The 13,475-nt window shown below is 53.2% G+C and carries 7 protein-coding genes; 2 read left to right on the top strand and 5 right to left on the bottom strand.

What is annotated here, in order from left to right; all coding sequences use genetic code 11:
* Positions 1–15 precede the first annotated feature (15 nt).
* Together IEW09_RS04045 and IEW09_RS04040 are read right to left on the bottom strand one after the other, a co-directional pair.
* Entirely contained in the window at positions 16–1,914 is a 1,899-nt protein-coding gene (locus tag IEW09_RS04045; protein ID WP_188552842.1) for a family 2A encapsulin nanocompartment cargo protein cysteine desulfurase, read from the bottom strand.
* Positions 1,901–2,818: a family 2A encapsulin nanocompartment shell protein gene (locus IEW09_RS04040; protein WP_188552841.1), complete on the bottom strand. Its 918-nt coding sequence runs from the start codon at positions 2,816–2,818 to the stop codon at positions 1,901–1,903. The genes IEW09_RS04045 and IEW09_RS04040 overlap by 14 nt, the downstream gene beginning before the upstream one ends.
* A gap of 238 nt (positions 2,819–3,056) precedes the next feature.
* On the opposite strand from IEW09_RS04040, the gene IEW09_RS04035 reads away from it, so the two are divergent.
* Positions 3,057–3,560 carry an Lrp/AsnC family transcriptional regulator gene (locus IEW09_RS04035; protein ID WP_188552840.1) on the top strand — a complete coding sequence of 168 codons (504 nt, stop codon included), beginning with the start codon at positions 3,057–3,059 and terminating at the stop codon, positions 3,558–3,560.
* A 79-nt stretch (positions 3,561–3,639) separates the two neighbouring features.
* Here the strand turns inward: IEW09_RS04035 and IEW09_RS04030 are convergent, their stop codons facing one another.
* The 3 genes from IEW09_RS04030 to IEW09_RS04020 all read right to left on the bottom strand — a co-directional run bounded on the left by IEW09_RS04030 (position 3,640) and on the right by IEW09_RS04020 (position 11,794).
* Complete coding sequence (locus IEW09_RS04030) at positions 3,640–6,165, bottom strand: glycoside hydrolase family 31 protein (protein ID WP_188552839.1); 2,526 nt, start codon at positions 6,163–6,165, stop codon at positions 3,640–3,642.
* Positions 6,166–6,261: 96 nt separating this feature from the next.
* Positions 6,262–8,283: a tetratricopeptide repeat protein gene (locus tag IEW09_RS04025; protein ID WP_188552838.1), complete on the bottom strand. Its 2,022-nt coding sequence runs from the start codon at positions 8,281–8,283 to the stop codon at positions 6,262–6,264.
* A complete protein-coding gene (locus IEW09_RS04020; protein ID WP_188552837.1) occupies positions 8,186–11,794 on the bottom strand; it encodes a TonB-dependent receptor in 3,609 nt (1,202 codons plus the stop codon). The genes IEW09_RS04025 and IEW09_RS04020 overlap by 98 nt, the downstream gene beginning before the upstream one ends.
* Positions 11,795–12,057: 263 nt before the next feature.
* Here IEW09_RS04020 and IEW09_RS04015 point away from each other — a divergent pair, with 263 nt between their 5' ends.
* Positions 12,058–13,323: a hypothetical protein gene (locus tag IEW09_RS04015; RefSeq protein ID WP_188552836.1), complete on the top strand. Its 1,266-nt coding sequence runs from the start codon at positions 12,058–12,060 to the stop codon at positions 13,321–13,323.
* The last annotated feature ends 152 nt before the right edge of the window (positions 13,324–13,475 follow it).

Raw genomic sequence — 13,475 nt, 5'->3', positions numbered from 1 at the left:
AGCACGAAGGCAAATCTACCCCTTAAGCTGCTTGAGGCGCCGCAGAGCCGCAACAAGCGCATCGATATCATCGAAGTTGTTGTAGAGCGCAAGCGATGGACGAACCGTTGTCTCTACTCCAAATCGGCGTAACGTAGGCTGTGCACAATGATGCCCCGAGCGTACGGCGATGCCTTCACGATTGAGTGCTGCACCAACCTCTTCGGTGCGGAATCCATCGAGCACGAATGAGAGAACACCGGCCTTTTCTTTCGCAGTACCAATCAGGCGCAAACCAGGAACGGTCAGTAATTCTTTCGTGGCATAGATCAAAAGCTCATGCTCATAATGAGCAATATTCGCCATACCAATGCGATCGAGATAATCGATCGCAGCGCCGAGCCCGACCGCATCGGCGATATTGCCCGTTCCTGCTTCAAAACGCGACGGAGGCGGTTGGTAGATCGTCTTCTCAAATGTGACATCGACGATCATGTTTCCCCCTCCTTGCCATGGAGGAGCTTCTGCTAATACATCCGGCTTGCCGTAAAGAACCCCGATGCCGGTCGGTGCAAAGACCTTATGGCCCGAAAAAACATAAAAATCACAGTCCAGTGATTGCACATCGATCGGCATATGCGAGACGGCCTGCGCACCATCCACTAAAACCCGTGCTCCATATCGATGCGCCATCTGCACCATCTGATGCGCAGGCGTAATCGTTCCCAGCGCATTGGAAACCTGCGTTATCGAAACGAGCCGCGTCTTGTGATTCAGTAGCTTCTCATACTCATCGAGCAGAATCTGTCCATCGTCGTCTACTGGAGCCACCCGCAGACGCGCACCCTTCTCAGCGGCTAGCATCTGCCAGGGAACAATGTTGGCGTGATGCTCAATCCAGCTGATTACAATCTCATCGTCTTTGCCAATATGTCGTCGTCCCCAGCTCTGCGCTACCAGATTGATAGCTTCCGTTGCGCCGCGGACAAAGACAATCTCTTTGCTCGAAGAAGCATTGAGGAAATGAGCAACCTTGCTACGAGCATCTTCATAGGCATCCGTCGCGCGGGCCGCAAGCTCATGGGCTGCGCGATGAATGTTGGAATTTTCATGCTCGTAAAAATAAGAGATGCGATCAATCACACTTTGAGGCTTTTGCGTCGTCGCCGCATTATCCAGCCAGATCAACGGATGACCATTGACACGTTCCTGAAGAATCGGGAAGTCCCGGCGTATCGAAGCAACATCGAACTGCTCACGCGGCAGCTTCAAATCCGGCAGCGTTGTCATGCGGACATCAGACAAGTTGAGCCGAGAGTCTGAAACAGGTTTGGAGAGAACACCTGCATCCTGGAGAAAGTACAGCGACGCGGGCGAGTTGAGAGTAGCAGCCGCATCTTCCTGTGTCGGGAAGACTGGTGACAGAGGAATAGAAGAAAAGGTAGAACCCAGCGAAGGAAACGGTATATCGAAAGCTGGCAGCGGTAGAGAGAACGGCGACAACTGAGCCTCCCGCGAGCTGCCGCGTGCAGCGGTCAGCGCAAGCCCAGGCTCCGAAGGAATAGACCCGGCATCAGCTATAAGAGCAGGATCGGAGGCTGCCATCTCCCCTTGCGACAAAGAGGACAACGTAGCAGGAGATTCTACTTTTCCAGGAAGCCTCTCCATGACTGATGGTGATGGCATAGACGGAGCCGATCCTCCAAACTGCGGAAGTCGAGTCTCAAATCCTGGCGCCGCCTGTGCCATATCCAGCGAAGGCTGCACAGCAACAGGCCCTGACACCTGCGGAACCTGCCCGCGGAAAAACTCGTTCGCCAGTTGCGTCAATACAGCGACGTCGGGCAACTCCCTGAACGCAGCACCGCTCTCCGCAGCGGGCATATCCGCAGTCGGACGCAGATCGCCTATTCTGTTTTGCTCACTTGTACTCATAGTAGTGTCCGACCTCAACGTTTTCGAGCACTCCTAGCGCGTCCTCGGTGAGCACTGCCGCCGAGCAATAAAGAGAGATCAGATAAGAAGCAATCGAGTTGCGATCGATGCCCATAAAACGAACAGAGAGCCCAGGAGTCTGTTCTCCCGGCAGCCCCGGCTGGAACAGACCGACGACACCCTGCTTCTTCTCGCCCGTGCGCATCAACAGGATGCTCGTCTTGCCCGCCGCATCAATACCCAGCTTGTCCGTCGGGACTAGGGGAATCCCGCGCCACGTCAGGAACGGTGAGCCAAACATGGTTGTCGTAGGCGGTGGAACACCTCGGCGAGTGCACTCACGGCCAAAAGCAGCGATCGCACGTGGATGTGCCAGGAAAAAAGCCGGCTCCTTCCATACCAGCGCAAGCAACTCATCGAGATCGTCCGGAGTAGGCGCGGCCTTTCGCACCTTGAGCTTGAATGGCGATTTGACGTTGTGCAAAAGGCCATAATCCGCGTTATTGATCAGCTCGCTCTCCTGACGCTCCTTCACCTTTTCAACCGTCAGACGCAACTGCTCACGAATCTGATCGTGAGGATGGCTATAAAGATCGGAGACGCGGGTATGAACATCCACCACCGTCGATATGGCACTCAGCGTATATTCACGAGGCTTCTCCACATAATCGACAAAGGTTTCAGGCAACTTCCGCTCATCACGCGATCCGCACGCAACTTCAATATCGAGTTCATTTTTTACCTGATTGACTCGATAGGTACCGGACTCTACCGGCACCCACGAGAGCAGTTGCACAAGCCAGCGCGGAGTGATTACAGATAGCTGAGGGACTGTCTTTGTTGTATTCGCTAACTGACGTGCTGCTACATCGCCGACGGAACGCCGATTTTCATTTGTGGCCACGGACTTGCTCCTTTAAATTCGAATGCGCAGATACTTTTATCGTGCCAGCGCAATATTCTTTGGCACTCCAATACCGATTCCTCCCGATCATAGCCCTCACTACAAGAGGATTGAATGATGATTGTGCGGTATTTGTCGAAAAATATTCCACAATGAATGGCATAATCAGAATTTCGCCTTATATCCTAAAGATCAAATCGCACACGCGACAAGACACAAAGAGCATGACAGGTGGCCTATGACTGGATTTAACACACCGTCCATTGATGACATCGATTGTGAAATTCTGGCGGAGCTTCAAACGAACGCGCGCATCCCCTTTGCCGAGCTTGGCCGCCGCGTAGGCCTATCAACGCCAGCGGTGATTGAACGAGTCCGCAGACTGGAAGACAGTCATGTGATTATGGGCTATCGAGCGCTTGTAGATCCCAGCAAGGTCGGACTTCCTGTAAGGGCATTCGTCAAAGTGACCGTGGCTGGTGACAAGCTCGTAAAGTTCGCTGCCCTGATACGAAACCTGCCCGAGGTATTAGAGTGCCACCGCGTAACTGGCGCCGAGTCTTTCATGGTGCAAGTGGCTGTGCGTGATGTAAGCCACATGGAGGAGGTTATCGATTCGATGATGCCTTATGTGGCAACCAATACATCGATGATCCTGGCCTCTCCTGTACCGTGGAACAAAGTCTTGCCGGCCGTTCGGCATACCAAAAAAGTGCGGTCGCAAAATCAGACGCAAAAATAGTATCTGTCGTCCATATTTTTCGACTGCCGTGATCTTCATTTCATAAACGAATCTATGGTCTTAATATAAGGCCCACCTCTTAGCGAATCAGCAGATCGTCTCCCTTGCCATCGTCCGCAAAGACGACATCAACTCCATGAGGCAAAGACTTCAAAGCAGTCTGCCCTTCAGATCTTCCGTTGAGGCTGATCTGCTTCGTCTTCGGACTCCAGCCATAGACCTCGGCACTGATCTCCTTCCACCAAGCCGGATATGAACCTTCGTGAGCAGAGACATGCAGATGGAATCCCTTGTCATCAACCTTGCAGGTAAACTGCATCCTCAAAAACTCACCCTTGCGATAGGCATATGTCTTCCCGTCATCTGTGTAGAGGCTGCCGGCACACTGCTTGCCGGGGCCACCATAATAAACACGCAATGTAAGTGGCCCACGAGGTGTTTCGTTGGTGCTTTGCACCAGCGGCTCCATAGGAAGAATCGCACCTCCACGAACAAATACGGGCAGTGAAGCCAGCTCAGGTTGAAGATTCAAAGTAAGAGGAGATTGCCCCGCGTTCCCAGCCCCACCATCTTCCAAAACTTGTCTGCCGGTCCAATAGTCATACCAGTCTTCCGCGGGAAACTCTGCTAGGTAGTGGTCCAGTTGCTCCGGCCATGGAGAAGGAGCTATCAATAAATCAGGCCCGAGAAGAAATTCACCAGAAGCAGGAAGGTCGATATCGAGAGGATGATGATCAGGCGCTGCGTCTGGAAACTCAAGAAAGAGCGGACGCACCATAGGTAGTCCCGTGCGCGACGACTCTTCTGCAAGGGTGTAAAGGTAGGGCATAAGTCGATACCGCTCTTCAATAAAACGGCGCCGTATCGCTTCCTGTTGGGGACCACCGACCCATGGCTCCTGATCGCCGGTTCCCGATTCCGTGTGGTCCCGATCGATTGGCTGAAAGGCAGCGACCTCAAGCCACTTTGTCAGTAGATCCGGCGGCGGAGTTCCAGCATAGCCACCCACATCGGCACCCGCAAACGCAAACCCACTTAATCCGAGATTCTTGAGCATGGGTGTTGTAAGTCGCAGATGATTCCATGTGCTGCTGTTATCTCCTGTCCAGGTCGCAGCATACCGCTGACCACCGGCATAGGTCGCTCGAGTAAGGACGAAGGGACGTACATTTGGAGCAAGTGCAAGCAGCCCATCGAACGTCGCACGAGAGTTCTCCATGCCATAGACATCATGGATCTCTGCATGGGTAGCTGTACGCTTCAAAAAGCCGGGCTCATCGATACGATGAATCACATCGACAGGCATCGTCTTGGTCGGTGAATCGAAGATGGAAGGCTCATTCATGTCATTCCAAAAACCTTCGATACCATCATGTTGAAAGTTACGATACAAAGTTCCCCACCAGGCTCGCGTCTGCTGCCGGGTAAAGTCAGGAAAAACGCTTGGGCCAGGCCAAACAACCCCCGTGTAAACAGAACCATCAGGGTTTTTGACAAAGTGGTCGCCGGCAATGCCTGAATCATACGGAGCATAACCTGCGTTGGGCAGATTCGCGATGTGCAAATCAGTGATGGCAACGACGTGAAAGTTTTTCGCCTTGAGCTGTGCAATCATTCCCGAAAAGTCTGGAAACCTTTTCTGATCCACCGTGAATGGGCGATTCTTTTCCTGGAAGCCTATATCGAGATAGATCGCATCAGCCGGAATATGATCCGCCCGAAGATGATTCGCTATCTCCATCACTCGCGCCTGCGACTCGTAGCTGTACCGCGACTGTTGAAATCCAAGCGTCCACCGCGGCGGCAACGGCGGCTTACCGGTAAGCCACGCATATGATTCGACAACCTGCTTCGGCGAAGGCCCATAAAGGATGTAGTAATTAAGCGGTCCATTTACTGCCCCAAATGAGTAGATATTAGGCAGTTCTTTACCGAAGTCAAAGCTTGTGCGCCAGGTGTTATCAAGAAGAACGCCAAGGGTCACCCCAGCTTTATAGGTCAGAAAAAAAGGAATGCTCTTATAAAGAGGATCAGTCGATTCCTGAAAGCGGTAAGCATCGGTATTCCAAAGTGCAAATGCTTCCTCTCTCCGATCAAGAGGCCCCGTTTTGTCACCTAATCCGAAGTAGTGCTCATCAAGCGGCATCGTCTTGAACACTCGAAACGCTGTGCCATCAAACTGTGCCGGGCGCACATCCTGCTGAAGGATATTTCCTTCTAAATCGCGAACTGTAAGACACAAGCTCTTCTTGTCGACTTCAACAATCAGCGAGTGTGTGCGAAACCCATAATGTTCTGCATTAATATCAGGTGTAGTGGCGACCGAGCTCTTTCGTGCCTCTGTGAGAACTGCCCATGATGCATTTTCAGACATAGCCCCTTGCCGTGTCATACGGACTCTCAGAACATCATCGCGCAACGCTGTAATTACTTCGTGCGCAGGACCATCGCTGATCTCGATTCCATCTGGAAGCGATGAAAACGCAGTTGCATGATTGAACTGAAACAGGCCTGACGGCGTAATCGTTTGCCCGTAAAGGATAGTTACTGCCTGAGTGAAAAAGGTGGCGGCCATAATGGCGCAAAGAAAGTTAGAGCGTCGCATGGTTCTTCCTGAAGTAAGATTTCCGCCGATCGAGAGGCGGTCGATGGCTATCGTTCTGCTACGAACGGGTCGAGAGACTGATGTAAACACTCTCAGCTATGGCCCATCATCCAGTGCTGAAGAGCGAGAGTCCTGCAAAGCAACAACCGCACCCTGTCTGTATTGCTGTTGAATAACTTTCATCTGATCGATGGCCTCAGCAGCAGCTTTCGTATCGCCCGTTTTGCGATAGAGTCTTGCGAGTTGATAGTGAAGACTGCCGTCTTGATCGCTCGGCAAGCCCAGCTTAAGCTCTTCGATGGCCTGCTGCGTTTTACCAGCCTCTGCATAGACTTGCCCCAAAAGGGCATGGACATGGGGAAGCATCTGAGATTTCGCCGCAAGGGACTTCAACAAAAATGGCTCAGCATCGGCATACTGATGGCCCGACACAAGTGCCTCCCCCATAACCAGGTTCAACTCAGCGTCATTGGGAGCTTGATTCAACCCCGATTGCGCTACCTGAATCGTCTTCTCAGTATTGCCATTACCTAGATAAGCCGATGCCAAGCCGAGCAGTGCAGCAAGATCATTCGGATCAGCAGCCAATGCTTTTCGGTACTCGGCCTGCGCATCGTCAAAGCGCTGGCGCTGACGATAGATGTCGCCAAGAAGAAGATGACTTCTAGCCGAGTTCGGTTCAAGCTGTTGAAACTTATCGAGGGCAATAAAAGCAAGGCGTTCGTTGGCTTTAATAGACCAATACAATGCTGTCGCCGAGTGCGGCGCTACCGCTGCAAGCGATGCCGAGCCATCGGCCGCCAACTCATAGTCGCCAGTAAAATAAGCACAGGCCGACAGCGTCTGAAGCCTGCCCGCATCTTTTGTTACGAGGCTCTCCTGCAACTGAGCTGCACACTGCCCATAGCGGCCAGCCAAATAGTTCTCCTGTACCGGAAGCTTTGTTGCACCCAACCGCGAGAGAGATTCGTTTGCAGGTTGCGATTGGCCACGAAGAATACTGGACAGCAATTGATATGCATCAGGACCAATCGCTCCGGCAACCTGCTTCTGCATGAGAAACCGCTGAAACTCTTCAGCGCGCTCCGGCACCAGTCCATCGATAAGCACCGAAGCATTGGCCTGAAGAAACCCTCGGTCCCTTCTCCATAAATCATCGAGCAGCTTGAATGCATCCTCGTCAGAGCCGCTATCCATTTGCAGGCGAGCCTGTCCAAGAGTCGCTAAAGAACAGCTATTACCTTTTTTTTGTTCAGCCTTAAACTCCGTCTCTGCTTGTCCGGCATCTCCCTGTTTAAGCCAGAGAAGACCCAGTTCAGCATGAATGCAGGGCGGCTGAGGCTCTGCGACAAGCGCACTCTTATAGGAAGTTGCAGCTTCTTTATAGCGAGCCTGCTTTACAAGCGACTCCGCATAGAGCGCTTTCGCAAATGAAGAGTTCGGAAATTCACCGGACATGCGACGAGCAGCTTCTTCCACCTGATCCAAGCGAACGATACCCAGCCCAAACCACGCTTCGCTCTTTTGCGGATCGAGCTTAATTGCTCGTTGATATGCATGTGCTGCGGGGAGAAATTTATCCAAAGTAGTGTACGCACGCCCGAGGGTAAGCGGTGGCAGAGAATCGGCGCTGTTCATCTTCTCCGCTCTCAACAAATATGGAACTGCTTCCTGAGTCTTCCCCATGCGGATGTAGTCCATTCCCATAAAAAGATTCGGCACGTAGAGCGATGGCTTTAACCTTAAAGCCTGCTGAAATGAGCGTGCAGCTTCGGCATACCTCTTCATCTCGTGCTGCATCAATCCAAGATTTGCCCACAGCTCCGGAATATCCGGACGAAGTTTTACTGCCTGCGTATAGTCGTTGACAGCCGTTGCATAGTCAGCACTCGCCTGGGCATGTTGGGCAGAGGCCAGCAGCGACGCGAGCGCATCATCCTGTCTCTGCTGGCCCAGCACCAGATTGGGCAAGGCCAGCAGCGACAGAAACAGGATTGTGAGACAAGACTTCAAGAACAGATCACCAATAAAACTTTCCTGCGAATTGTACGGTTCGCGAAGGGAAGGTGTTCGTGATCTGGCCCAAAGTAGAGGAGCAGTTGTTATTGCCGGCGGCATTGGGATCGCAACCAGTATAGGTTTCGCCCCCACCTTGCGGCGCATAAAACTGCGGGCGGTTGAAGGTGTTGTACATCTCACCGCGAAGTTGGAACCGCATCGACTCGGTGAAATGCCAGTTCTTCATGATTGCGGTATCCCAGTTTTGATAGCCAGGCCCGCGGAGGTTGGAGAAGAACCGTGGCGCAGTGCCAAATGTTCCATAGGGAGCATAGGCAAACGCCGCGGTATTGAACCACTCATGAATCGTGCGATGGCTTAGATGAGGATCGCCGATAACATCGGGCCTCGGGTTTCCACCAAAGGTAGGCTGGTTTGCTCCGCTGACATTGAGAGGGATACCTTGCTTGAAGGTCACAATTTGCGAGACCTCCCATCCTCCGACGACAGCATCGGCCACGCGGTTCATGTGATTGCCAACAGCGCGACCACGCCCAATCGGCAGTTGATAGATGTAATTCGCCACAAGGCTGTGAGGCGTATCGGAGCCGTCCACACTCTTCTCCGCCGCCAGGTTGTAGGTGTTTGCAGGTCCGCCGCTGCCGGTATACGACCAGGAGTTGTTTCCTTCGACGTTATCGAGGAACTTGGAGTAGGTGTAAGAGACCAGCGCCGTAAGCCCCTTGCTGAATCGATGGTTATAGGAAGCCTGCAGCGCGTTGTAGTTTGAGAAGCCATACGTCGGCCCGTTTTCCGTCACGTTGCAGTACTGCGGATACGGAGACAGAAGATGAGCCTGCACGATCTTAGGCTGGTCCAGTTGGCAAGGACTTGTACCTGCAGCAATCGCTCCATAAAACGGGTTCGGCACCAAAGTATTTAAGGCATCGGCCCCCATGGAGAGATACTTCGGATCAAGCTGGCTACGGTTAATGTTCGCATTCATCATGTGTGTTCCACGATTGCCGACATAGTTGACTTCGAGCGAATCGTTTGGCGTGAAACCCCACTGAAAGCCCGCCATGAACTGCTGCACATAGCTGGACTTCCGGCTGATGAAAGAGCTGCTGACGTTATCGCCGACCTGCTGCAGCTCTCCCCGTGAGTTGCCTGTGATGGGAACGTATCCGTTGGGGAAAGGATTCGCCACACTAACAGCAGGGTTCGGCGTAATACTATCCAGCGTTACAGGTGAAGTCGTCTGACTGGCAAACCCGGCACTCTCTCCAGGGAAGCAGCAGGTGATCGACGGCGGATAGAAGATCCCATATCCGCCATGGAGAATCACATTATGGGACGTCTCGTAGTTGAACCCGATACGCGGGGCGACGTTGCCATAGTTGTTGTGATAGACGCCGCGCTGACTGTCAGAGAGGAACTGCAGCGCTCCCGGCAGTGTTTGACCAATCGTAGTTCCAATAGGATTCAGTGCGGTCGGGTTGAAGGTCGACGCAACATTATGGCGATAAGTAGGCGCCGTCTGAACCTCGTAACGAATACCAAGATTCAAAGTCAGCTTCGGTATCGGCGTCCAGTCGTCCTGAACATATCCACCGAAGTAGTGTGTAGCCACAGCAGGGTTGTAGGTCGTACCGGTCGTGGCACCATCAAGCACGCCGAGCAGAAGCTGTGCCGTTCCGCTACCCGTATTGGGATCAGGATTATTCGGATTGGGACCGGCCGTAAAAGTACCGGCAGAAGCAAGGGTCGATTGGAAGTAGTTTGCCTGATCGTCTTCTAGCTCTACAAACATGGCTCCAAAGTTAAGCGTGTGCCGCCCATGCGTCTTGATGAAATCGAGCGCAACGCTTCCCACGGGACCGTGATTCGTCACCGTCTCATTCGTTGTAGGCCCAAGTGGCGACTCGCCGCCAACCGTCACAATCGGAAACTCAGGACTGTTCGCATCCAGATAGGTCGGAAGGCCAATACTCGAAGGTTTAAAGCCACGAGACTGGTTCGTGGAAGTCTCGTGCCAGAGCTCTACGCCTGTACTGAGGTTCATCGTCAAAGTCGGCGAAAAGATCTGACTGTATCCGGCGGCCATGTTGTAACGGTTGTTCGGACGTGCATTGCCGGGGCCGGCCTCGCTGTTGCCCCAGTAATTCGGTGTGCCTGTTTTGAACTCCTGCTTGTACGAATAGCGGAAGTACAACCGGGCCGAGTCATTAATATTGTGGTCTACACGAATCAGATACTCGTTGGAGCGAGCAGGTGCTGTTCCGGAAGCAAAAAAGTTATTAGAAAGATTGGAGTTCGTCGGCGTAGGGTAGTAGCCCATCAATTTAGCTGCAATTGGATCAATCTGACCAACCGTGGTGATGTCATTATTCGCAATCGGATCGCGAATATAGCCGGTTGAGGTAGCAATGCGGCCGGTCTTGGGATCAACCTGCCCCTTGGTAATGGCGCGTACACTATGGGGATCGTAAATTTGGCCGTTGTAGACAGGACGTCCAAGAGCATCGAACACCAGGTTGCCTTGGCCGTCCGTCTCCTGTGATCCTAAAAGCGCGGCAAAATGTCCGGCGCGGAAGTCAGCCGTTGGAACCGAAAAAGTTTGATTGGTCGGTGTGGCCAGAGTAAGGCGCTCATAGAGACCAAAGATGAAAGTCTTCTCGCGCTGGCGATAGAGCCCCGGAATATAGAGTGGACCACCGGCAGCAACGCCATACTGATTGCGGTTGAAGTTCAGCCTTGGTTGACCATTATGGTTGTTGAACCAGGAATTCGCATCGAGCGCGTCATTGCGGTAGAACTCATAGGCATCGCCATGAAATGCATTCGTTCCCGACTTCGAAACAACATTGACGACATTTCCCGTGCTCCATCCATACTGCGCCGTAAAAGAGTTGTTCTGGACCTTGAACTCCTGAACAGCATCCACTGAGGGAACATAGATGACCGCTCCCCACTCAGGATCGGTGTCCCACACGCCATCGAGCATGTAGGCCGAAGTTCCAAAGAAGCCGCCGGCAAAGTTCAAAAAGGAGATGTCCTGATCGGCATTATCGGTGCTGGGTCCGCCGCCGCCCAGAAGCATCTGTCCTTCTGAGGTATTGTTAACCGAAGAGTTAAGGGTAGCCAGGCCATATACGTTGCGCAGGTTGAGAGGCAGCTCGACTACCTGCTTGGCGTCGATGTCGGCCGAGATATTCGCGTTCTCCGTATTAAGCAGGGATGCCTGCGAGGTGACGACCACCTCCTGCGTATCGGACCCTATGGTCAGGGCCACATTCTGGCTCGCCGACTGGGCAGCATCCAGTACGATTCCGTTCTGCTTGTACTCCTTAAAGCCTCTCGCTTGAATATCGAGGTTATAGGTGGAGGGGGGAAGCTGGCTGAAGGAATAGTGTCCGTTGGCATCGGTAACCAATGAGCGGTTCACGCCGTTGGTCGGACTGCTGAGCTTGACCGTCCCCTGAGGGATGACTGCCCCGGAGGGGTCTGTCACTGTTCCGCTCAGAGTTGCCGTAGTTACTGCCAGTTGGGCCTGCGTCCAGGGAACGCATCCTACTAACAGGACGAGCAGGATTGAAATCCCGCTCCAATATACTTTGTGTCGTTTCAAGGTAAAGCCTCCAAAACTGAATCGCTCGCCCAGTCGCTACCGCAGAAAAGCTCAATACCGACCAACGAAGGAATCAGGAATTTTCAAGCGAGAGCCTTTATATGGATTGGCAATCGGGCGTATAAGGTCTTTGCAGCAAGTTCACTGTTCTTATCAGGTAAATTCCACGCAAATCTTTTATTCACGGTAGCTTAGAGGAATTTTTCTCGGGCGACGAACCAAGATAATTTACGTTACAATCTTCATTCTTGGGAAGAAGATGAATGTTGGTCGACTCAGCAACCGGTAATCCGGCAGATCTTAGCGAGGAAGAAAAAACTGCGATCCATCTTCAGATGGAACGTCTGCTGGCGAACCCCTACTTCAGTCACAGCCGGCGCTTCCCCTCCTTTTTGCGTTTTGTCGTCAAGCACACCATCTCCAAACAGACCGACTTACTGAAAGAAAGAACGCTCGGCATAGAGATCTTCGGCAAGAACGCCGACTACGATACGGCCTCCGATCCGATCGTACGGGTGACGGCCGCCGAGATACGCAAGCGTATCGCACAGTATTACCAGGACCCGGGCCACGAGAACGAGCTGCGCATCTCGCTTCCCATCGGCTCCTACATTCCCCAGTTCCACTGGCCCAGCAGCACAAAAGAAGAAGCACCCCCCGCCGAGCCTCCCTCGCCTGCCCTCCCGGAAGCTCCAGTTATTGCAACTCAGGAGGCCCTTCCCGTCGAAGTGCCCGTGCACCACCATGGCAGGCACTGGAAGACGGCGTTCTTCTCGGGACTGGCCCTGGCGGTTGTGGGCATCGCGCTTGTTCTATTTTGGAACTCCACTCATCGCAGCGCCTACGACTACTTTTGGGGACCGGTGCTGAGCAGCAGCGACCCGGTCTTATTTTGCGTGGCGGATCAGAACCAATACTCCGCCATCGCCCTGCGAGATGCTGCCGACCCTTCGCGCCAGATTATTCTGCCTGATAACCTTACCGCTCTTGTCATGGACGACCTCAACCCCATCGTCCGCATGGCAGGCGTCCTCCAATCCAACGGCAAGAAATACAGCCTGAAGGGCGAGGGCGCGACGACACTCCTCGACCTGCAGAGTGGCCCCACAGTCTTCATCGGGGCCTTCGATAACGCATGGACCCTCCGGCTGACGAAACCTCTGCGTTACCACTTTGCTAATAACACCGACATGACAGAGTTCCGCATCGTCGACAGCCACTCCCCGACACAGGCAAGCTGGGTCGTGAGCCGCACGCAACAAATGGCCACCAATAACTACCGCGATTACGCCATCGTGGCACGCTTCACCGACACCAACACCGGGCGCATCGCCATCATCGCAGCCGGGGTTGGACGAGGAGGGACCATCGCAGCCGGAGAGTTCCTAACCAGTCCCGAAGATCTGGCACTACTCGAACACGCAGCCCAAGCTGCCGGCAACAAGAAAAATCTCGAAGTCGTCCTGAGCACGCAGATCATCGACGGCGAGCCCGGCACACCGAAGATCGAAGCGTCCTATTTTTGGTAAGCACCACACGCAGTCGAAACCCGGTGGTGTCTCAGAAGGTAATGACTCGGATCAGATTGAGCGATTCGTCGGAGTTCAACCCTTTCGCCAGTCCTACGTAACTTCCGAAGAGCTGTTCCACGCGACGTATCCAGCCAGTTCAGCCTCGCAAC

The sequence above is a fragment of the Edaphobacter dinghuensis genome (assembly GCF_014640335.1).
GTDB classification, from domain to species: domain Bacteria; phylum Acidobacteriota; class Terriglobia; order Terriglobales; family Acidobacteriaceae; genus Edaphobacter; species Edaphobacter dinghuensis.
This window is presented reverse-complemented; position numbering and strand designations above follow the sequence as displayed.